Raw genomic sequence first — 20,768 nt, 5'->3', positions numbered from 1 at the left:
CGACGATGGAACGCCTCACACTGACACGTACACCCGCCGACGACGCCGCAGCACGGGCACGCCGCAGACGACTCCGAACGGGTGAACACGTCCGCGTCGGCTACGGCATCACCACGTCAGCAGAGGCGTTCGAAGCCGCGTCGGAAGCCACACGGCACCGGGCTCGGATCGATGCCGTGACGGCGCGATCCCGGCCGGGCCTGATCGTCTCGCACCAGTCGGCGGTCGTGATGCACGGACTGCCGTGGTTCGGACCGTTGCCCGAGCGTGTGCTGCTCACCGATCCGACACGGGACCGGTCACAACGGCTCCGGTTCAGCGACAAGGTCCCCGCTCTGGGCCGCACAGTGGGCGCCGTCGACATCGACGGTGTCCGGACGACCGATCTCGTCGAGACCGCGGTGGACATCGCGCTGCGGTGCGATCGCGGTCACGCGATCGTCGTACTCGACGCTGTGCTCCGGCAAGGAGTGGAACGACAGGTACTGGTCGCTGCGCTCGACCGTCGCCCCGTCCGTCGAGGCAAGGCCCGCGCGAGCCGGCTGATCGGCATCGCCGACGCGCGCACGGAGTCACCGGGGGAGAGCCTGACCAATCTCGTCGTCCACGACCTCGGTCTTCCCACACCGGTCCTCCAACACGAGTTCAGCCTCGGCGGTCACGTCGTCGCCCGAGTCGACTTCTGGTTCCCGGAGCAGGGCGTGGTGGTCGAGTTCGACGGCCTGGCGAAGTACCGGGACCGTGCACTCCGCGGTGGACGGTCGGCGGACCAGGTCATCGTCGATGAGAAGCTCCGCGAGGATGCTGTCCGGTTCTTCCCCGAGGTCGAGCGCGTCGCGCGGGCGACCTGGCGCGACGTCATGCCCGGTGGGCGCGCCCCGCAGATCCTGGCCCGAGCCGGGCTGCCGGTGCCTCGAGGGGTCGACCGGACGCCGTCGTGGTGAACCCCGAGCGCTCCGCACACTCTGGAACGGACACAGCACCGCGGAACTCCGCGGTGCTGTGTCCGGAACCTGATTCCGAGGGGAAGAACGCGCGCTACGCGAGCTCGAGCAGCACGTGGCCGGACGAGATCGTCTGGCCGACGGGGGCGTTCAGGCCGGTCACGACACCGTCGCGCGGGGCCTGCACGGGCTGCTCCATCTTCATGGCCTCGAGGACGACGAGCAGATCGCCCTTCACCACGGTGTCGCCCTCGGCGACGGCGAGCTTGACCACGGTGGCCTGCATCGGCGACGTCACCGAGCCCGAGGAGGCGAGCCCGCCCTTCACGCCGGACGAGCGGCGCTTCGGGGGAGCGGAGGGGCCGGCCGGACGACGACCGGCGGCACCGGCAGCGCCACCGCCGACGATCGAGGGCATGGTGACCTCGATGCGCTTGCCCTGGACCTCGACCACGACGCTCTCGCGTGCGGCCGGGGCGGGGAGCTCCTCGGGGGAGCCGCTCCACGCCGGGATGTCGTTCTGGAAGTCGGTCTCGATCCACTGCGTGTACACCGAGAACGGCGTCTCGTCGTCCGTCGCGAACGCGGGGTCGGACACGACCGCACGGTGGAACGGCAGCACGGTCGGCAGACCGGTGACCTCGAACTCCGCGAGGGCCCGACGCGACCGCTCGAGCGCCTCCTCGCGCGTGGCACCCGTGACGATCAGCTTCGCGAGCATCGAGTCGAAGGAGCCGGAGACGACGTCGCCCGAGACCACACCGGAGTCGACGCGGACACCGGGGCCGGACGGCGCGTTGAACGCGTGCACGGGGCCGGGCGCCGGGAAGAAGTTGCGACCGGGGTCCTCGCCGTTGATGCGGAACTCGAAGGAGTGGCCGCGCGGGGCGGGGTCGTCGTAGTCGAGCGTGCCGCCCTCGGCGATGCGGAACTGCTCGCGCACGAGGTCGATGCCCGTGACCTCTTCCGAGACGCAGTGCTCGACCTGCAGTCGGGTGTTCACCTCGAGGAACGACACCGTGCCGTCGGCGCCGATGAGGAATTCGCACGTGCCGGCACCGACGTACCCGACCTCGCGCAGGATCGCCTTCGACGACTCGTACAGCCGCTCGGTCTGCGACGCCGTCAGGTACGGCGCGGGCGCCTCCTCCACCAGCTTCTGGTGGCGGCGCTGCAGCGAGCAGTCGCGGGTCGAGACGATGACCACGTTGCCGTGCTCGTCGGCCAGGCACTGCGTCTCGACGTGTCGCGGCTTGTCGAGGTACTTCTCCACGAAGCACTCGCCCCGCCCGAAGGCCGCGATGGCCTCGCGGGTCGCCGACTCGAACTGCGCGGCGACCTCGTCGCGCGTCCGTGCGACCTTCAGACCACGGCCACCGCCGCCGAAGGCAGCCTTGATGGCGACCGGCAGCCCGACCTCGTCCGCGAACGCGATGACCTCGGCGGCGTCCGCGACCGGCTCGATGGTGCCCGGCGCGAGCGGCGCGCCGACCTTCTCGGCCACGTGACGAGCGGAGACCTTGTCACCGAGCCGCTCGATCGACTCCGGCGAGGGGCCGATCCAGGTGAGCCCCGCGTCGATGACGGCCCGGGCGAAGTCGGCGTTCTCGGCGAGGAACCCGTAGCCCGGGTGCACGGCGTCCGCGCCGGAGCGACGGGCCACCGAGATGATCTTGTCGATCACGAGGTACGTGTCGGCGCTCGTGGTGCCGTTCAGCGCGTAGGCCTCGTCGGCGAGACGGGCGTGGAGGGCGTCGCGGTCCTGGTCGGCGTACACCGCGACCGAGGCCTTGCCAGCGTCGCGAGCCGCGCGGATGATGCGGACGGCGATCTCGCCGCGGTTCGCGATGAGGACCTTGCTGATACGGGGCATGGTACGTCAGCGTATTCGTGCAGCGGCGGCCGGATTTGACCGGCACGTACAAAGAAACAGTGCCGAGCAGTGTGGATGTCTACAGAGCCCACAGATCGTGCCAGGCGACACCGAAGCCGCGGAGGAGCATCGACCGCAGCACCGGCAGCGACAACCCGACCACGGCGGACGGTGCCCCGTCGATGCGGGTGATGTAGGCGGCGGCCCGTCCGTCGATCGTGAAGGCACCCGCGACCTCGAGCGGCTCGCCCGTCGCCACGTACGCGTCGATCTCGTCGAGGGACACGTCCTCGGCGAAGGTCAGCACCGCGCTGTCCACCGCGACGACGTGGTCGCCGGCGGCGACCAGCGTGGACCCGCCGGGCGCGACGTCGCCCAGGTGGCCGGCGATGCCGAGCGGCCCGCCGCCCGACGCGTCCACCCGTCGGACGGGAGGCACGGTGCCCGCCCGTCCCGCGCCTCCCGTCCGGTCGGTGGCCGCGTCGGCAGCGGTGTCGACCCCACGGTCCAGCCGCCGGTCCACGACGCAGTGGCCGCTCCACAGGGTGCCGCCGCCCGCGGCGAGCATCTGCCGCCACCGCTCCTTCGCCACCTCGGGGTCGTGCGGCTTGCCGTGCAGCACCCCGTCGACCTCGAACGCGGAGTCGCCGCCGAACACGAAGCCGTCGACGGCGGACCCGGCGATCCGGGTGTCGGCGACCGCGTCCGCCTTGGCGACCGCGAGGAGCCCGACGAGCTCCGGACCCGTGAGCTCCCGGCCGAGCTCGGCGCGTGCGGCGTCGACCGCGGCGTCCTCGTCCACCCCCGGTGCGACGAGCACCGGCTCGATGCCGGTCTGCGCCAGGAGGGCACGGCGGGCGGGGGACGTACTCGCGAGGTACAGACGCATGGGAACATCGAACCATGGGTGAATCCGTCGGAACGCTGCTCGAACTCGACGTCACCGGGATCGCCCACGGCGGCATCTCGGTGGCACGGCACGAGGGGCGCGTGGTCTTCGTCTCGGACGCGGTGCCGGGTGAGCGCGTCGTGGCGCGTGTGACCGAGGACCGCAAGAAGTCGTTCTGGCGCGCCGACACGGTGTCCGTCCTGACCCCGAGCGAGCACCGCGTCGACCACGTCTGGCCCGAGGCCGCCCTCGACCGCGACCCTGCGCTCCGGGCCGGCGGAGCGGAGTTCGGGCACATCGCACTGCCGCACCAGCGCACGCTGAAGCACGACGTGCTGGTCGACGCGTTCTCGCGCTTCGCCCGCACCGACCTGACCGAGGTGCTCGGACACGACGTCGTGGTCGAGGCCGCCCCCGGCGACGACGAGGCGAACGGCCTCGGCTGGCGCACGCGCGTCCGGCTGCACGTCGACGGGGACGGCACGGCCGGCCCGTTCGCCGCCCGTTCCCACACGGTGGTTCCGGTGACGTCGCTCCCGCTCGCCTCCGCGCGGGTGCAGGAGGGCGCTCCGCTCGGTCGCGGTGCGATGCCGGGCGCCTCGGTCGTCGACGTCCTCGCGCCGAGCGGTGCCGAGGGTGCTCGGCTCGTCATCGACGAGCAGAAGCCCACGGTCGTGACCGAGGTCGTTGGGGAGCGCTCGTTCACCGTCGACGACAACGGCTTCTGGCAGGTGCACCGCCAGGCCCCTGCCGTGCTGACCGCGGCGGTGCAGGAGCTGGTCGACCGCGACCGGCTCGACCCGGAGGGGCAGCACCTCGACCTGTACGGCGGCGTCGGACTGCTCGCTGCGGCGCTCGGCGACGTCGTCGGCCCGAAGGCCCGGATCACGAGCGTCGAGAGCGCACCGCGAGCCACCGAGCACGCGCAGGAGAACCTGGCGGAGTGGATCGGCGCCCGTGCCGAGACCGGCCGGGTGGACCGCTGGCTCGCGCGGACCGCCGCGGACGCGTCCCGGCCCGAGCTGCAGCGCTTCCGCGCCGGCACCGTCGTGCTCGACCCGCCGCGCTCGGGTGCCGGCCGCGAGGTCGTCGTGCAGATCGCCGCGCTGCAGCCCGCCCAGGTCGTCTACGTCGCCTGCGATCCCGTCGCCCTGGCGCGGGACGTCGCGACGTTCGCGGACCTCGGGTACCGGCTCGAGGCGCTGCGGGCGTTCGACCTGTTCCCGCACACCCACCACCTCGAGGCGGTCGCACGCCTGGTGCCGATCGCCTGACCCGCGCACGCCCACTGTGTGACGCTGTGTCCCAGAACTCCGAGTCTGGGTCCGACCTGGGTATCCTTGGTCGGTGATCGCTCCCGGCGACAGGGGTCTGGAGCGCATCGGAACGAGAGGCCACCGTGGCAGCAGACACGAACACCAGCAGCGGAGCGACCGGACTCGCCACCAGGCCCGTCCGCGTCGCGATCGTCGACGACCACGAGTCCGTGCGGCTCGGGATCCAGGCGGCGTGCCAGAACGAGGGGTTCGAGGTGGTGCTCACCGCCGCGAGCGTCCCCGAGTACGTCGCGCAGCTCGGGGGACGCGAGGTCGACGTCGTCGTGCTCGACCTGTCGCTCGGCGACGGCTCGACGGTCACCGCGAACGTGAAGGGTGTGCAGGGCACCGGTTCCGCGGTGCTCGTCCACTCGATCGCCGACCGCGTCGCGAGCGTGCGCGAGGCACTCGCAGCAGGGGCGGCCGGGGTGATCCCGAAGTCGTCCGCGACGAAGACCGTGATGGCGGCCGTCGCGACCGTCGCCCGCGGCGATGTGCTCAACAACCTCGAGTGGGCGAGCGCGATCGACGCCGACCGGGACTTCGCGAAGGCGCAGCTCGGCCGTCGCGAGCGCGAGATCCTGCACCTGTACGCATCGGGCCTGCCGCTCAAGCTCGCGGCCCAGCAACTCGGCATCGGGTACTCCACCGCGCGGGAGTACCTCGACCGCATCCGCGTGAAGTACGTCGAGGTCGGCCGGCCGGCTCCGACCAAGGTCGACCTGCTGCGCCGTGCGGTGGAGGACGGCATCCTGCCCGGGCTCGACTCGGGCATCGACCCCGACACCGACGGTCGCTGACCCCGATGGCCACCACGGCCGGACCGGCACGCCCGTCGGACGCGAAGCCACGGGCGACCGGTGTCGCGGGTGCGTCGACGGACGGCTCGGCAGCGGTCGACCCGGCGCCGTTCGGGGCGGACCCCCTGCGCGGCGTGCGACCGAGCATCTCGCAGGCGTCGGTCGAGCGGCTCTTCGCGATCCTCATCGCGCTCGCCGCGGTCGGGTACGGCGCCGTCTACGCTCCGCTGGTGCTCCGACAGCTGCCGTACCTCGACCCGGTGTGGGGGCCCGTGACGGCGATCGCGTTCGGCGCCGCGCTGGTGCACGTGGGGGTGTCGGCGTTCGTCCAGCGCCTGGCCCAGGTCGCGCAGATCGTCTGCGCGCTGCTCTTCCTCGTCGTGCTCGTGACCTGGCCGCTCATCGTCACCAGGCCGATCCCCGACGACCAGTACCCGTGGCCGTGGTGGTTCTGCACCGTGGCGTCGACCGCGGCGGCGATGGGCTTCGCGCCGTGGCGGGCGACCGTGTACACCGCACTCGTCCCGGCCGTCTACGTCGTCGTGCGCCTCAGCCCGGTCGGCGGTGAGGCCGGGCAGGGTGCGTTCCTGCAGGGGGTGTACACGGCGATCCTCAGCGGTGGGGTGCTCGTGATCGCGGTGCTCCTCCGCCGCGCAGCCGCCGCCGTGGACGCCGCGCAGGCCACGGCGGTCCGTCGCTACTCGTCCGCGATCCGCGAGCACGCCACCGAGGTCGAGCGCGTGCAGGTCGATGCGATCGTCCACGACAGCGTGCTGACCACCCTGCTCTCAGCCGCCCGGGCCGACACCCCCGAGGCGGAGGCGCTCGCGGCCCGGATGGCGCGCAACGCGATCGACCACCTGGCCGCCGCCGCCGCGGACCTGCCGGGCGAGGCCCCGCCGGTGACGGTGCACGAACTCCGCGGGCGGATCACCGCGGCGGTGGGCGCCCTGGCGGCTCCGGTGCACCTCCGCGACGCGCCGATCGGCGGCATGCGGGTCCCCGCGACGGTGGCCGACGCGCTGGCCTCGGCGGCACTGCAGGCGTCGGTGAACAGCGTGCAGCACGCCGGTGGGCCCGAGGTCGAACGGTGGGTCCGGGTCGAGCAGCGGGGCGCCTCGGTGCACGTGGAGGTCGGTGACGACGGGGCGGGGTTCGACCTCGGCGCGGTCCCGGCCGCTCGCCTCGGCGTCCGTCGGTCGATCATCGAGCGGGTCCAGGCCGTCGGTGGCACCGCCGTGGTCGCGAGCAACCCGGGCGCGGGGACCCGGGTCCGGCTCGAGTGGCACCCTGGGGTGCAGCCGTGAGGGTCTCACTGCCGGCCGGCATCGCCATCGGGCTCGCCGCGCTGTTCTCCGTCTTCCACCTGGTGCTCGGCGTGGCATCGTTCGGGGTGGTCAGCGACATCGGTCCGGTGCTCGCGTGCATGGCGCTCTACGCGGCAGCGAGCGGCGTCGCGATCTTCCTGCCCGGCCGCACCCTCCCTGTCTGGGCCGCGTGCTTCTCGCTCGCCACCGCCCTGGTCATGCCGGTCATCGCCGCACCCGTGGTCGACCTGGCGGACAAGAACGACTCGACCACCTGGTGGGTGGCCGCCGTCGGGACGCTCATGGTCGTGCTCGTCGTGCGGGGCCGTCGGGCCTTCGCCTGGGTCGGGGTCGTGTTCGTCACCCTCTTCGTCCTGGTCTGGGCGGGCCCCGGAGCCTTCGGAGACCTGGGCCTGGTCGGCAACCTGACCTGGGTGGCGGTCGCCACCGGGTTCGCCGTGGCGATGGACCGGGCGACCTGGACCACGCAGGAGTTCCTGCGCGCCGAGCAGGAGACGGCGGACTGGCAGGCGGCGCAGGACGCGCACGTGTTCGAGCGGCAGTTCCGGCTGAGCCAGACGACGAGGATGGCGCTGCCGATGCTCGAGCGGGTCATCGAGCAGGGCGGGGACCTGACCGAGGACGAGCGGGCGGAGTGCCTGCACCTCGAACAGGCCATCCGCGACGAGATCCGCGGGCGCTCGCTGCTGTCCGATGACGTCCGAGACGAGGTGATGCGCCTGCGTCGTCGCGGCGCCACGGTGCAGCTGCACGACGACGGCGGGCTCGACGACCTCGAGGTGGACGACCTCCGCCGCGTGCACGCCGAGATCGCGGACGCCCTGCGTCGTGCCCGGGGCGCCGACAACGTCATCGTCCGCACCGTGGGCGAGGGCTCGGACGCCGCGGTCACCATCGTCGGGCTGCGACTCGACACCGCCGCGAGCGAGTCCGCGGCGCTCGGCGCCGGTCTCGACGACGACGATGACGAGGACGACTCCGTCGTGCTCTGGACCGAGATCCCGCGCCGCGCGGCGGTGTGAGGACGCAGCGGGCCCGAGCGGTCGGCACTGCCCGGGAGCAGGACCCCCGGGAAACGGGGAACGGGCCGGTCCGAGGGACCGGCCCGTTCACGACCCGAGCCTGAGCGACAACCCGAATGTCGCCCTGGCTCGCAGCTGGTCGGAGGCGTCGTACCCTAGTCGGCCACCGACCAACGATGTTCTTCTGGGAAGGACACCGAACACGAACAATGATGCCCCCGGTGCGAGGCTCTGTCAGTCGTCATTATGGGGGACAAATAGCGCACATCCGGTGCCGCAGCGGGGGCGTTGTCCCCCGATCGAGGGGAGACCGACCGGGAAGTGCACCGTGCAACCGCTGGCCAGGCCCCGCGTTGCGTCGTGCGACAGGAGTACATCGTGCCTCCGGTACCCCCGGACGCACAAGACCCCCGACGGTGAACGTCGGGGGTCCGTGGTGCGACGTGCGGTTCCCTGCACACCGGCGGGAGGTCAGCGCAGGGACCGGCTCCAGGCTCCGCGACCGTGCTCGAGCGGGCGGCGGAGGCCCCGAGCGGACGCGTCCCAGCCCGAGCGCGGTGACTCGGTGACCTCGGCCCGGCCGAGTGCGGCTGCCTCGTCAGCCTGCCGCTGGAGGACGGCGACCACGGCGGCGAGCTCCTCCGGTGACGGGTCGCCGGCGACGACGCGGACGTCCGCGTCGACGGGGTCGGCGGCCCCGCTGTGCGCGGGAGCGTCCGCCCCGTCGGCGACGGCGGCGTCAGCGTCCGCGGGGACGTGTGCTGCGTGCCTGCCCATCAGAGCGGGATGTTCCCGTGCTTCTTCGGCGGCAGCGACGCGCGCTTCCCCCGGAGCGCCCGCAGCGCCTTGATGACCGAGACGCGGGTCGCGTGCGGCTGGATGATGCCGTCGAGCTCGCCGCGCTCGGCCGCCAGGTACGGCGACGCCACGTTGTAGGTGTACTCGTTCGCGAGCCGGGTGCGGACCGCGGCGACGTCCTCGCCCGCCTCCTCCGCACGCTTGATCTCGGCGCGGTACAGGATGTTCACGGCGCCCTGACCGCCCATCACCGCGATCTCGGCGGTCGGCCACGCCAGGTTGATGTCGGCGCCGAGCTGCTTCGACCCCATGACGATGTAGGCACCGCCGTACGCCTTCCGCGTGATGACGGTGACGAGCGGCACGGTGGCCTCGGCGTACGCGTACAGCAGCTTCGCGCCACGGCGGATCACACCGGTCCACTCCTGGTCGGTGCCCGGCAGGTAGCCCGGGACGTCGACGAGCGTCAGGATCGGGATGCCGAACGCGTCGCAGAACCGGACGAAGCGGGCGGCCTTCTCGCCGGCGTCGATGTTCAGCGTGCCGGCCATCGCCTGCGGCTGGTTCGCGATGATGCCGACCGTGCGGCCCTCGACGCGGCCGAAGCCGACCATGATGTTCGGGGCGAAGAGCGGCTGGACCTCGAGGAACTCGCCGTCGTCGACGATGTGCTCGACGATCGTCGTGACGTCGTAGGGCTGGTTCGTCGAGTCGGGGATGACGACGTCGAGCTCGTGGTCGGCGTCGGTCGTCTCGAGCTCCGGGGCGACGTCGTACGCCGGCGGGTCGGACAGGTTGTTGTCCGGCAGGAACCCGACGAGCGACCGCGCGTAGTCGAGGGCGTCGGACTCGTCCTCGGCCAGGTAGTGCGCGACACCGGAGACGGCGTTGTGGGTCTGCGCGCCGCCGAGCTCCTCGAAGCCGACGTCCTCGCCGGTGACGGTCTTGATGACGTCCGGGCCGGTGACGAACATGTGGCTCGTCTTGTCCACCATGATCACGAAGTCGGTGAGGGCGGGGGAGTACACCGCACCGCCGGCCGCCGGGCCCATCACGATCGAGATCTGCGGGATGACCCCGGACGCCTGGGTGTTGAGGCGGAAGATCTCGCCGTACTTGCCCAGGGCGACGACGCCCTCCTGGATGCGGGCACCGCCGGAGTCGAGGATGCCGATGATCGGCACACCGGTCTTCAGCGCGTGCTGCATCACCTTGACGATCTTCTCGCCGGCGACCTCGCCGAGCGATCCGCCGAAGACGGTGAAGTCCTGCGCGTAGACCGCGACGTTGCGGCCGTGGATCGTGCCGACGCCGGTCACGACCGCGTCGCCGTAGGGCCGCTTGGCGTCCATGCCGAACGACGTGGTGCGGTGGCGCACGAACTCGTCGAACTCGACGAAGGAGTTCTCGTCGAGGAGCTGCTCGATGCGCTCGCGGGCGGTGCCCTTGCCCTTCGCGTGCTGCTTCGCGATGGCGGCCTCGCCCGCGGCGGTCACGGCCTCGTGGTAGCGGTCGCGCAGGTCCGCGAGGCGACCGGCCGTGGTCGAGAGGTCGGGGGTGTCTCCTGTGGTCACCCGCTCACCATACCGGCGGGCGGGACGGGGCCGGTTGGAGGACCCCCACGGTTCCTGCCCGTAGATTTGCGTGCATGTCCACACCCGTCCCGCCGGTCCTGCCGCGTGCCCGTGCCGTCGTCGAGACCGCGGGCGGGGTGTTCGACGCCGTCGGGCGCACCGGCTCCACGAACGCAGACCTGCTGGCCGTCGCGTCCGGGCGGTCGCACGGCAGCGTCGTGGTCACGCTCGACCAGACGGCCGGGCGCGGGCGTCTCGACCGGTCCTGGAGCGCCCCGGCCGGGCAGACGCTCGCGGTGAGCCTGCTCGTCCGCGCCGACCTGGACGACCGCGACCGCGGGTGGCTGCCGCTGGTGGCCGGCACCGCGATGCGCGACGCGGTGTCCACGGTGGTGCCCGACGTCGACGAGCCGGGGCGGGCCTCCCGTCCGGACGACGACGACGCCGCGGCCGACCGCACGCCCGCGACGGAGCCGCGCGTCCTGGTGAAGTGGCCGAACGACGTGCTCGTCGACGGACGCAAGGTCTGCGGCATCCTCTGCCAGGTCGCCGACGACGGCAGCGTCGTCGTCGGCGCCGGCGTCAACCTGACCATCCCGGTCGACGCGCTGCCCACGCCGACGTCCACGTCGCTCGCGGTCGCCGGCGCACGCGACGACGCCATGGCGCTCGCCGACGCGGTGCTGTCGGTCTGGGCCACGGCCGTCCTGGAGGCGGTGGGCGCGCTGGTCGCCGGTGGTCCCGGTGCCGACGGGGTCCGGTCCGACGTCCGCGCGGCCTGCGGCACGATCGGTCGCCGCGTCCGCCTGGAACAGCCCGACGGCAGCGTCGACGAGGTCGATGCCACGGGCATCGACGACGACGGTCGGATCACGATCCGGGATCGGGACGGACGATCCAGGGGCGTCGCGGTGGGGGACCTCACCCACCTGCGGTATGCATGACGGCATGACCGCCGAGCCGCCGCCCGAACGCGTCGTCGCGCGGCTCCGGCCGCACGCACGGCGGCTGGTCCGGCCCGCGGTCTTCGTCGTGCTGGTCGCGCTCGCCGGCGGGTTCGGCTTCGGCGTCTTCCGTGCGCAGCTCGCCTGGTTGAACGCGGTGGTCGCCGGGCTCACGGTGCTGTTCGTCGTCCTCGGCGGGCTTGTCCCGCTGCTGCGCTGGATGTCCGAGCGGTACGTGGTGACCACCCGGCGGCTCGTCGTGGTGCACGGCCTCGGGACGCGCACGCGTCGCGAGCTCCTGCACTCGCGGGGGTACGACGTGACGGTGCGCCGCCGTGGGCTCCAGGGCGTGTGGCGGTCCGGCGACGTGCTCGTCTTCCCGGGTGACGAGCCGCCGGTGGTGCTCGGGGACGTCCCGCACGCCGACCTCGTCGTGGCCGTGCTGCACGACCTGGTCGAGGCGCACGAGGCCCGGCGTCGGCACCGCGAGCCGGACTGGGACGAGATCGTCGGCGGGTACTGACGTCCGCCCCGTGGGGCGACCCGGGCGCCGTACCGTGAGCGGTCCGGGTCGCGACCGGACCGCGCGACCCGGTACCGTCGTGCCGTGCGTATCTCCGTCATCGGCTGCGGGTACCTCGGTGCCGTGCACGCCGCCTCCATGGCCAAGCTCGGACACGACGTCGTCGCCGTCGACGTCGACCCGGTGAAGATCGGACAGCTCGCCGCGGGGCAGGCACCGTTCTTCGAGCCCGGACTGCCCGAGACCCTCGACGAGGCGCTCGCCTCCGGTCGGATCGAGTTCACGACCGACACCGCCCGGGTCGCCGGTGCGCGCGTGCACTTCCTCGCCGTCGGAACGCCCCAGGGGCCGACGGGTGCAGCGGACATGACCTACGTCGACGCCGCGGTGACGGGCCTGCTGCCGCACCTCGCCCCCGGTGACCTGGTCGTCGGCAAGTCCACCGTCCCGGTCGGTACCGCTGCCCGGCTCGCCGAGCGCGTGCGCGAGGTCCAGCCCGAGGCGACCCTCGTGTGGAACCCCGAGTTCCTCCGTGAGGGCTTCGCCGTACAGGACACCATCTCGCCCGACCGCTTCGTGTACGGAGTCCCGGACGGTCCCGAGGGCGAGCGTGCCGTCGACGTGCTCGACGAGGTCTACGCCCAGGCGCTGGCCGCCGGGACGCCGCGGCTCGTCGTCGACCTGCCGACCAGCGAGCTCGTCAAGATCAGCGCGAACGCCTTCCTCGCGACGAAGATCTCGTTCATCAACGCGATGGCGGAGATCGCCGAGGTCGCCGGAGCGGACGTCACGGCGCTCGCCGACGCCATCGGCCACGACGACCGGATCGGCCGGAAGTTCCTCAACGCCGGACTCGGGTTCGGTGGCGGGTGCCTGCCGAAGGACATCCGGGCGTTCCAGGCACGCGCCGACGAACTCGGCGTGGGGCACTCGCTCGCGTTCCTGGGCGAGGTCGACGCGATCAACCTGCGGCGTCGCGCACACGTCGTCACCCTCGCCGGTGAGCTCCTCGGCGGTTCCGTCGAGGGACGGCGCGTGGCCGTGCTCGGCCTCGCGTTCAAGCCGAACTCCGACGACGTCCGCGACTCCCCGGCGCTGGACATCGCCGCGCGGCTCGTCGAGCTCGGCGCGACGGTGCGGGCGTACGACCCCGCGGCGAACCACACCGCGGCCCGGGTGCGTCCGGAGGTCGGCACCGTCGACTCGGCCGCCGAGGCGCTGCGCGACGCCGACCTCGTGCTCGTGCTGACCGAGTGGGCCGAGTTCCGCGAGCTCGACCCGCGGGTCGTCGCCGAGCTCGTGGCCGCGCCCGTGGTGCTCGACGGCCGGAACTGCCTGGACCGCGATGCGTGGACCGCGGCCGGCTTCACGGTGCGCGGCATGGGACGGTGACCGGCGCGACGGCACGGTGACGGTCGTGCCGGGACCGCGCTGACGGTCCTGCTCATGATCGGTGCGTGCGCTGCGGTGCTCCGGCGCGCACCTGGTCGTGCTGGTGGTCTGGCCGTGTGTTGCTCCGCGACGGGGCGCTGACGGTCGTGCTGGTGGTCAGTCGGTGTGCTGCCCCGCCGCGGCCCGCAGGACCGCGCGGTACCGCGCACCGATGCGGTCGCCCGTGTACGGCTCGGCGGCCCGTCCCGCTCCGGCCTGCCACCGCTCCCGCCCGTCCCGGTCGGTGAGGGCGCGCCGCAGCGCCGCGGCCAGCGCGTCCACGTCACCGGGGGGCACGAGCAGGCCGGAGACGTCGTCGCGGACGACGTCGCGGATGCCGGGCAGGTCGCTCGCGACGACCGCGGCCCCGACGGCCGCCGACTCGAGGAGCGTCACCGGGAGCCCCTCCTGATCGCCGTTCGAGGCCGGCACCGACGGCATCGCGACCACCGTGGCGGTCGCCAGCGCGTCGAGGACCTCGTCCTTCCCGAGCTGACCGGCGAAGGTGACCGGCAGTCCCGCTGCTCGGCGCTCGAGTCCGGCGCGGAGCGGACCGTCGCCGACGACGACGAGCTCCCACGGAACGTCTTCGATGCGCCGCAACGCGTCGAGGAGGACCGCGAAGCCCTTCTTCTCGACGAGCCGACCGACCGCCACGATGCGTCCCGGCACGCGTTCCGTGCGAGCCCTGGCGGCCGCGGCCGGACCGGGTTCGACGCCCATCGGGACCACGCTCGTCCCGGACTCGGGAACCCCCCACGCGGTGAGCCGCTCGCGCATCTCGCCGTTCACCGTCGTCACGTGCGCTGCCCGGTGCAGCACCCAGCGCTTCAGCCGGACCAGGGGTGCGGCGCGCAGGGCGTAGACGTCGCCGCCGTGCGTGGTGACGACCATCGGCACGTGCGGTGCGGCCAGGGTCGCGACCAGTGCCTGCGGGACGGCCCAGTGGGCGTGCACGACGTCCGGCCGACCCCCGCGGACCGCGCGTCGGACCGCCAGGTACTGCGCGGCGAGCAGCGCCGGGACCTGCAGGATGCGGCTCCGTCTGGCCCGGAGGTTGTCGAGGATCGCCCCGTCGGCGAGGTCCTCGAAGCGTCGCGGGAAGTACGGGTAGCGCACCACGCGGACACCGTCCACGACCTCGTCCGCCGCGGCTCCCGGTACCCGGGGCGTGAGCACGACGGTGTCGAACTCCTCGGCCTCGTGGCGCGCGAGGTCGAGCACGAACGCGGGCACGCCGTCGTCGGGCCGGGCGGGGAACGTCGAGGCGAGGACGAGGAGCCGTGGGCGTCTCACCGGGCCACTCCGTCCGCGCGGAGGTCGCCGTTCGGCGCGGGGACCGTGGCGGGCCGCATCGTCGCGACCCGGGCGACCGTCAGGACGATCCCGACGAGCACGAGCGCCACCAGCACCGCCACGGTCCACGGTGGGACCGGGCCCAGTGCGGCGTACCGGGCGAGACCTCCGTGCCCGGGCCACGGCACCGCTCCGTTCCAGAACCAGCTCGCGACCACCACGGCACCGTACAGGCCGACGGCGGGGCAGACGACCGCGAGCGCCGTGGCGGTGCGGTGTCGCCCGCCCGGCGTCCGGGGGATCCGCCGCCAGGCGACGGCGGAGAGGGCGACGAGGCAGAGCACCGCGGGGAAGGCGTACCGGCCCTGGGTCCCGGCGACCTCGGTGGTCGTGAGGTAGGCGCGGGCGCTGGTGGCGGTCTGGAGGAGCAGGACCGCAGCCGGGAACGCGGCGAGCACGACCGAGGTGCCCAGGCCCGCCCGCCGGAAGGCGAACAGCACGATCGCCGCGAGGGCGACCGCCGTGAGCGCTGCGGTCAGGCCGTCACCGATGCTCACCTGCGCGCGCGCCCCTGGGCTGCCCCAGAACGTCCGGGCCAGCGTCCCCCAGCTGACGTCCACGAAGTGCGCGACCGACGGGTGCTCGCCCGGCGGGAAGGCCTTCGGCGGGCGGATCGCGGCGTACCCGTCCGGCTGCAGGCGGTGGTACGCGACGAGGTTGTGCAGCCACCACCACGCGCCGACGGCTCCCGCGACCGCGAGCGCGACGACCGTCCGGAGGAGCCGACGGGACACCGGCAGGACACCGGTCCCCGCGACGAGCACGGCGAGTCCGACGAAGGGGACGGCGGGCAGGGCGGTGCCCTTCACCCAGCAGGCGGCGCCGAGCGCGAGACCGAGCCAGACCAGCGTGCGCCAGCGGTGGTCGCCGGTGAGCAGGCGCACCGCGAGCCACACCACGACGCCGGTCAGCAGCATCGTCGGCGCGTCGTTCGTCACGGAGGCCCCGATCGAGGCGAGCTGCGGTGTCGCGAACAGCGCGAGCGCTCCCACGAGCGCAGCACGCGGCGAGCGGCTGACCCGGCGCACCGTGGCCCACGCCAGCAGGGCGAGCGGCGTGACCGCCAGGGCGTCGGCCAGCCGCAGCGCGAGCACGGCCTGGTCGAGTCGCAGGTCCCCGAAGTGCACCGCCCGGAGGACGAGGGCGTCGGCGAGGTAGGCGGTCGGCGGGTGCTGCGTCATCTGGTTCACGGTGGTCGACTCGCCGGGCGCGGCGGCGAGGAGCTCGCTGACCGTCGACCACCGGTCTTCCGGTACCGACGTCTGCTCGCGGGCGCCGGCGAGCACGGCCTCGAGCACGCGCATGTCACCCGGGGCGGACCACGGGTCACCGAGGGCGACGTGCACGGCGGCGTCGACGTGCGCGGTCTCGTCGGGCGCCTGGAAGGTCGGCACGACGAGTGCCCACACGGCGAGCCAGAGTCCGAACGTCACGGTGACGATCGCGACCGCGATCCGCTCGCGTCGACCGACGGCGGGATGCGGCTCGTCGGTCGGACCGTGGTCGGGTGCCACCGGCGGGCGGGACGTCGGTTCTGCGCGCATCCGACGATCCTACGGACGCCTCGGACGGCGGGGTGCTCCGGGGCGGGTCGCTCCCGGGGCCGTCCGGTTCAGACGCGGTCCGGCAGACGGGTGTCCTCCGGGGCGGCCGAGCGTGCGGCCTCCCGCTGGACGCGGTCGGGGTGGTACACCCAGACCTTGTACAGCCAGAACCGGAACGCGGTACCGAGCACCAGGCCGATCACGTTGCCGGAGACGTTGTCCGCGAACGCCGAGGTGAAGCCGAGCACGTAGTGCGAGATCCCGAGGCAGCCCAGCGAGATCACCATGCCGCCCAGGGAGACGACGAGGAACTCGACGCCCTCGCGCGCGGCGACGGACCGTCGCTGGTTCCGGAAGGTCCAGTACCGGTTGCCCAGCCAGTTCACGACGATCGCGATGACCGTCGAGACGACCTTCGCCCAGAACGGGCCGGAGTGCACCTCGTCGGGGGAGAGCACCGTGGCGCGCAGCAGGTTGAACACGCTGAAGTCCACGACGAAGCCCACGGCCCCGACGACTCCGAAGCGGGCCAGCTGCGCGATGAGTCGCCGCACGTCGTCTCCAGGATCCGTAGAGTTGTCCCTGTCCGGGCGGGTCCCGGAACGGGCCGGTCGACGACCGGCAGAACCACGATTGTAGACAGCACGCTCTCCCGTCCCGGTGAGAACGGCGGAAGGAACACACAGCATGGCCTTGCGTGTCGGAGTCGTCGGTGGCGGACAGCTCGCCCGGATGATGGTCCCCGCTGCCGTCGAGCTCGGTCTCGACATCCGGGTGCTCGCCGAGGGCCCGGGCATGTCGGCGGCGATCGCAGCGACGGCCGAGGGTGACTACCACGACCTCGAAACGGTGCTCGCCTTCGCCCGCGAGGTCGACGCCGTGACGTTCGACCACGAGCACGTTCCGCAGGACGTCCTCCGGGGCCTCGTCGACGCGGGGGTCGCCGTGCACCCCGGACCCGACGCCCTGGCCGTGGCGCAGGACAAGATCACCATGCGGCAGCGGCTCGGCGAGCTCGGGTTCCCGGTCCCGGACTGGGCCGCCGTGCACGACGCCGACGAACTGCGTGCCTTCCTCGCCGAGCACGGGGGACGCGCGGTCGTGAAGACCGCTCGTGGCGGCTACGACGGCAAGGGCGTCCGGGTCGTGTCGGACGCGACCGAGGTCGAGGACTGGTTCGCCGCGGTCGCCGAGGCGGGCGCAGACCAGGCGTTGCTCGTCGAGGAGCTCGTGCCCTTCACGCGGGAGCTCGCGCAGTCCGTGGCGCGCCGCCCCTCCGGCGAGGTCGTGGCCTGGCCCCTCGTCGAGACGGTCCAGCGCGACGGCGTCTGCGCCGAGGTCATCGCCCCGGCGCCGGCCAGTGCCGGACGGCTCGCCGACGCCGCCGAGTCGCTCGCGGTCGGGATCGCCGAGGCGCTCGGGGTCACCGGCGTGCTCGCCGTCGAGCTCTTCCAGACGGCCGACGAGCGCATCCTCGTGAACGAGCTCGCCATGCGACCGCACAACACGGGCCACTGGACGATCGACGGCGCCACGACGAGCCAGTTCGAGCAGCACCTCCGCGCGGTGCTCGACCTGCCCCTCGGTACGACCGGCTCGCACGACCCGATCGCCGTGATGGTGAACGTGCTCGGCGGCCCGGCGGACGGCGACCTGGCCGCTCGCTACCCGGCGGCGCTCGCGGCGTTCCCCGAGGCCAAGCTGCACTTCTACGGCAAGGCGCCGCGGCCGGGTCGCAAGGTCGGCCACGTCACGGTCACCGGCGACGACGTGGACGACGTCGTGTACCGGGCGCGGGCCGCGGCGGCGCACTTCGACGACTGATCCCGCGCTCGACTAGCCTCGTGACGTGACCGACACCACCGCGCCCACCCCGCTCGTCTCGATCATCATGGGGTCGGACTCCGACTGGCCGACCATGCGCGCCGCCGCGGAGATCCTGACCGAGCTCGACATCCCGTTCGAGGCGGACGTGGTCTCGGCGCACCGCACGCCGGACAAGATGGTGCGCTACGCGCGGGCGGCCGCCGACCGCGGCGTGCGGGTGATCGTCGCCGGCGCCGGGGGAGCGGCGCACCTGCCGGGCATGGTGGCGTCGCTGACGACGCTGCCGGTGATCGGTGTGCCCGTGCAGCTCGCGCGGCTCGACGGGCTCGACTCGCTGCTGTCGATCGTGCAGATGCCCGCCGGCATCCCCGTCGCGACCATGGCGATCAACGGCGCCGCGAACGCCGGGCTCCTGGCGGCACGCATCATCGGGTCGGCCGACCCGCAGGTCGCCGTCCGGCTGGCAGAGTACGCCGCCGGGCTCGAGCAGGTCGTGGAGCGGAAGGCGGCCGCGCTGCGCGAGCAGCTCTGACGGCTGGCGGGACGACCAGCGGTCGTGCCGTCGGGCTCGGCCTCCTGACGCCGTGACCGGCTCGGTCGTGACGGAGCGGGTCAGCTCGCGGTCGCGGCGCCGGTGATGCCGTCGACCGTGACGGTCCGCTCGCCCTGCGCGGTCGACACGGTCGCCGTCCACGTCGGCGCCGAGCCGGAGCCGCCGAGCACGATCGAGGCGAGGGTCCCGCCCCCGACCGCCTTCGTCGCCGCCGCTGCGGCGGCCGCCGCCGACGTGCGCACGGCAGCGGCCTGCGCGCTGGTGGCGGCCTGTGCAGCCGCGTCGACCTGCTTCGGGAACGGGCCCGAGGTCACACGGTCGAGGGTCGCGGACACCACCGACTGGGTCTGGGAACCGTCCGGGCCGGCCACGACGACGGTCCACGAGTCGCCGGCACCGACGATGGACACGACCGTGCCGCCCCCGGCCGCCGCGGTGCCCTGCGCGGCGATCTTGCCGAAGTCGACGGAGTCCGGCTGCTCGACGCCGCTGCCGTTCCCGGTGCCGGTCGCGGTGCCGTCGTCGGCGGGGCCGGTCTGGTCGTCGTCGGGCGTCGCGGTGGACGACGGGCTGCCGTCCGAGGGGGCGCTGCTCGACGCCGGGCCGGTCGCGGTCGCGGACGCGGATCGTGACGACGTGGCCGAGGGGGTCGGCACGTCGTCACCGCCCGAGCACGCCGCCAGGGTCGTCGTGAGCCCGACGGCGAGGACGATCGATGCGGTGAGGACCGGAGCGGAGCGGCGCGACATGCGTCGATGATGGCAGCCGCTGCGTCCGCGGGGCGCGCACGGCGCGGTGGGTCGGCGCATCGATGCCCAGCCGTGACCGAGCCGTCGCGGCTCAGAGGTCGGCGTGCAGCTGCCAGGTCTCGAGCGCGGAGTCGCGCCAGTCGAACATGCGCGCCCGGTCGGGCCCGGCGATGGCGAGCTGCTCCGCGAGCAGCGGGTCCGCGACCACCTGGTAGACGGCCTGCGCGAGTCGCTCGGCGTAAGACTCCCGGGGGTCCCGGGCGACGGTGACGCCGGCGTCGGACGCGACCTCGCTGACGGCCGGGTCGTCCGAGTGCACGACGGGGGTGCCGAAGCTCATCGCCTCGATCACGGGCAGTCCGAAGCCCTCGGCGAGGCTCGGGAACACGAAGACCGTGGCGCGGTCGTACACGACTGCCAGGTCGGCGTCGTCCACCCGCCCGAGCACCTTGACCCGGTCGGCGGCGAGGCCGGCGCGCTCGGCCGTGCCGAGGACGTCGACGTCGCCCCAGCCGTCCGGTCCGGAGACGACCAGCGGGACGTCCTGCGGTGCGTCGGGGTGGGCCATCGCCTCGATGAGGTGTCGGAGGCCCTTCCGCGGCTCGAGGGTGCCCACCGCGAGGACGTAGCGGTCCGGCAGGCCGAGGCGCTCGGCACGCAGGTCGGCGTCGACGGGGACACGGAGCCGACCGGTCGGTGCACCGCCGATCACCCGCAGCCGGTCGCCGAAGCGGTGGATCTCGTCGAGCTGCGCGGCAACCGCGTGGGTGGGGACCACCACGGCGTCCGCGTGCTTCCACGCCCGCTTCACCATCGCCTTGTGGAAGTGCACGCCCCGGGGCGTGAGGGTCTCGGGGTGGGTCCACGGCACGGTGTCGTGCACGGTCACCACGGTCTGTCGGCCGGGCTCCTGGAAGCGGTCGTGCTTCACCAGGGGAGCGAGCACGCTGGGCGCGTGGACCATGCCGTGCGAGGCGCCGTGCGCGAGTCCGCCCTGCCAGGCGAGGGACAGCTCGCGGCGGGGCAGCGCGAGTCGCTCCACGCCGGTCAGGCCGGGCAGCAGCGTCCGCAGCCGCTCGACGTCGGCGCGCGGTGCGGCGGAGACGATGCCCTCGACGTCGCACCCGGCCGGAGCGGTCTCGACGAGCTGCCGGGTGAGTTCCTCCGCGTAGCGACCGATCCCACCCGGGACCGGCGCGATCACCTGGTCGACGACGACGCGGAGAGTGGTCATGCGGAACGGCTCCTCGTGTCGGTCGGTCGGCACTGCGCGCAGTACCGGCGCGACACTACCAGG

At 73.3% G+C, this 20,768-nt stretch carries 19 protein-coding genes; 10 read left to right on the top strand and 9 right to left on the bottom strand.

Annotated features, from left to right (window positions below; translation table 11 throughout):
* Positions 1–176: 176 nt before the first annotated feature.
* On the top strand, positions 177–944 hold the full coding sequence (locus C1N91_RS10645) for a hypothetical protein (RefSeq protein ID WP_137767694.1): 768 nt from the start codon (positions 177–179) through the stop codon (positions 942–944).
* A 94-nt stretch (positions 945–1,038) separates the two neighbouring features.
* On the opposite strand, the gene C1N91_RS10640 is transcribed toward C1N91_RS10645, so the two are convergent.
* Both C1N91_RS10640 and C1N91_RS10635 read right to left on the bottom strand, forming a co-directional pair.
* Complete coding sequence (locus tag C1N91_RS10640; RefSeq protein WP_137767693.1) at positions 1,039–2,817, bottom strand: acetyl/propionyl/methylcrotonyl-CoA carboxylase subunit alpha; 1,779 nt, start codon at positions 2,815–2,817, stop codon at positions 1,039–1,041.
* A 79-nt stretch (positions 2,818–2,896) separates the two neighbouring features.
* The gene (locus C1N91_RS10635; protein ID WP_137767692.1) at positions 2,897–3,706 is read right to left on the bottom strand and encodes a Maf family protein; all 810 of its coding nucleotides are present in this window, start codon (positions 3,704–3,706) and stop codon (positions 2,897–2,899) included.
* 14 nt (positions 3,707–3,720) lie between these two features.
* On the opposite strand from C1N91_RS10635, the gene C1N91_RS10630 reads away from it, so the two are divergent.
* The 4 genes from C1N91_RS10630 (at position 3,721) to C1N91_RS10615 (ending at position 8,172) form a co-directional block, all read left to right on the top strand.
* Entirely contained in the window at positions 3,721–4,980 is a 1,260-nt protein-coding gene (locus C1N91_RS10630) for a class I SAM-dependent RNA methyltransferase (RefSeq protein ID WP_137767691.1), read from the top strand.
* Between the two features lie 125 nt (positions 4,981–5,105).
* On the top strand, positions 5,106–5,822 hold the full coding sequence (locus tag C1N91_RS10625; RefSeq protein WP_058728855.1) for a response regulator transcription factor: 717 nt from the start codon (positions 5,106–5,108) through the stop codon (positions 5,820–5,822).
* Positions 5,823–5,827: 5 nt separating this feature from the next.
* On the top strand, positions 5,828–7,129 hold the full coding sequence (locus tag C1N91_RS10620) for a sensor histidine kinase (RefSeq protein ID WP_137767690.1): 1,302 nt from the start codon (positions 5,828–5,830) through the stop codon (positions 7,127–7,129).
* On the top strand, positions 7,126–8,172 hold the full coding sequence (locus C1N91_RS10615; RefSeq protein WP_137767689.1) for a hypothetical protein: 1,047 nt from the start codon (positions 7,126–7,128) through the stop codon (positions 8,170–8,172). The genes C1N91_RS10620 and C1N91_RS10615 overlap by 4 nt, the downstream gene beginning before the upstream one ends.
* A 471-nt stretch (positions 8,173–8,643) precedes the next feature.
* On the opposite strand, the gene C1N91_RS10610 is transcribed toward C1N91_RS10615, so the two are convergent.
* Together C1N91_RS10610 and C1N91_RS10605 are read right to left on the bottom strand one after the other, a co-directional pair.
* A complete protein-coding gene (locus C1N91_RS10610; protein ID WP_137767688.1) occupies positions 8,644–8,949 on the bottom strand; it encodes an acyl-CoA carboxylase subunit epsilon in 306 nt (101 codons plus the stop codon).
* Entirely contained in the window at positions 8,949–10,544 is a 1,596-nt protein-coding gene (locus C1N91_RS10605) for an acyl-CoA carboxylase subunit beta (protein WP_058750667.1), read from the bottom strand. The genes C1N91_RS10610 and C1N91_RS10605 overlap by 1 nt, the downstream gene beginning before the upstream one ends.
* A gap of 74 nt (positions 10,545–10,618) precedes the next feature.
* Here C1N91_RS10605 and C1N91_RS10600 point away from each other — a divergent pair, with 74 nt between their 5' ends.
* The 3 genes from C1N91_RS10600 (at position 10,619) to C1N91_RS10590 (ending at position 13,403) form a co-directional block, all read left to right on the top strand.
* Positions 10,619–11,488, top strand: coding sequence for a biotin--[acetyl-CoA-carboxylase] ligase (locus C1N91_RS10600; protein ID WP_137767687.1), 870 nt, complete (start codon positions 10,619–10,621; stop codon positions 11,486–11,488).
* 4 nt (positions 11,489–11,492) lie between these two features.
* Entirely contained in the window at positions 11,493–12,011 is a 519-nt protein-coding gene (locus C1N91_RS10595) for a PH domain-containing protein (RefSeq protein ID WP_137767686.1), read from the top strand.
* 84 nt (positions 12,012–12,095) lie between these two features.
* Positions 12,096–13,403, top strand: a complete 1,308-nt coding sequence (locus C1N91_RS10590) for a UDP-glucose dehydrogenase family protein (protein ID WP_137767685.1) — start codon at positions 12,096–12,098, stop codon at positions 13,401–13,403.
* A 156-nt stretch (positions 13,404–13,559) separates the two neighbouring features.
* On the opposite strand, the gene C1N91_RS10585 is transcribed toward C1N91_RS10590, so the two are convergent.
* From C1N91_RS10585 to C1N91_RS10575, 3 genes are all read right to left on the bottom strand, one after another.
* On the bottom strand, positions 13,560–14,738 hold the full coding sequence (locus C1N91_RS10585; protein ID WP_137767684.1) for a glycosyltransferase: 1,179 nt from the start codon (positions 14,736–14,738) through the stop codon (positions 13,560–13,562).
* The gene (locus C1N91_RS10580; protein ID WP_137767683.1) at positions 14,735–16,342 is read right to left on the bottom strand and encodes an ArnT family glycosyltransferase; all 1,608 of its coding nucleotides are present in this window, start codon (positions 16,340–16,342) and stop codon (positions 14,735–14,737) included. The genes C1N91_RS10585 and C1N91_RS10580 overlap by 4 nt, the downstream gene beginning before the upstream one ends.
* 68 nt (positions 16,343–16,410) lie before the next feature.
* A complete protein-coding gene (locus C1N91_RS10575; protein ID WP_114849613.1) occupies positions 16,411–16,896 on the bottom strand; it encodes a GtrA family protein in 486 nt (161 codons plus the stop codon).
* A 133-nt stretch (positions 16,897–17,029) separates the two neighbouring features.
* Here C1N91_RS10575 and C1N91_RS10570 point away from each other — a divergent pair, with 133 nt between their 5' ends.
* Complete coding sequence (locus tag C1N91_RS10570; RefSeq protein WP_137767682.1) at positions 17,030–18,166, top strand: 5-(carboxyamino)imidazole ribonucleotide synthase; 1,137 nt, start codon at positions 17,030–17,032, stop codon at positions 18,164–18,166.
* Positions 18,167–18,191: 25 nt separating this feature from the next.
* The gene (gene purE, locus C1N91_RS10565; RefSeq protein ID WP_254678226.1) at positions 18,192–18,701 is read left to right on the top strand and encodes a 5-(carboxyamino)imidazole ribonucleotide mutase; all 510 of its coding nucleotides are present in this window, start codon (positions 18,192–18,194) and stop codon (positions 18,699–18,701) included.
* 80 nt (positions 18,702–18,781) lie between these two features.
* Here the strand turns inward: purE and C1N91_RS10560 are convergent, their stop codons facing one another.
* Positions 18,782–19,471 carry a hypothetical protein gene (locus tag C1N91_RS10560; RefSeq protein WP_137767681.1) on the bottom strand — a complete coding sequence of 230 codons (690 nt, stop codon included), beginning with the start codon at positions 19,469–19,471 and terminating at the stop codon, positions 18,782–18,784.
* A 91-nt stretch (positions 19,472–19,562) separates the two neighbouring features.
* Complete coding sequence (locus tag C1N91_RS10555) at positions 19,563–20,705, bottom strand: glycosyltransferase family 4 protein (protein ID WP_137767680.1); 1,143 nt, start codon at positions 20,703–20,705, stop codon at positions 19,563–19,565.
* Positions 20,706–20,768 lie beyond the last annotated feature (63 nt).

Source organism: Curtobacterium sp. SGAir0471, from assembly GCF_005490985.1.
Classification (GTDB): domain Bacteria; phylum Actinomycetota; class Actinomycetes; order Actinomycetales; family Microbacteriaceae; genus Curtobacterium.
The sequence above is the reverse complement of the archived record's forward strand: the minus strand, read 5'-3'. Positions and strand labels throughout refer to the sequence as shown.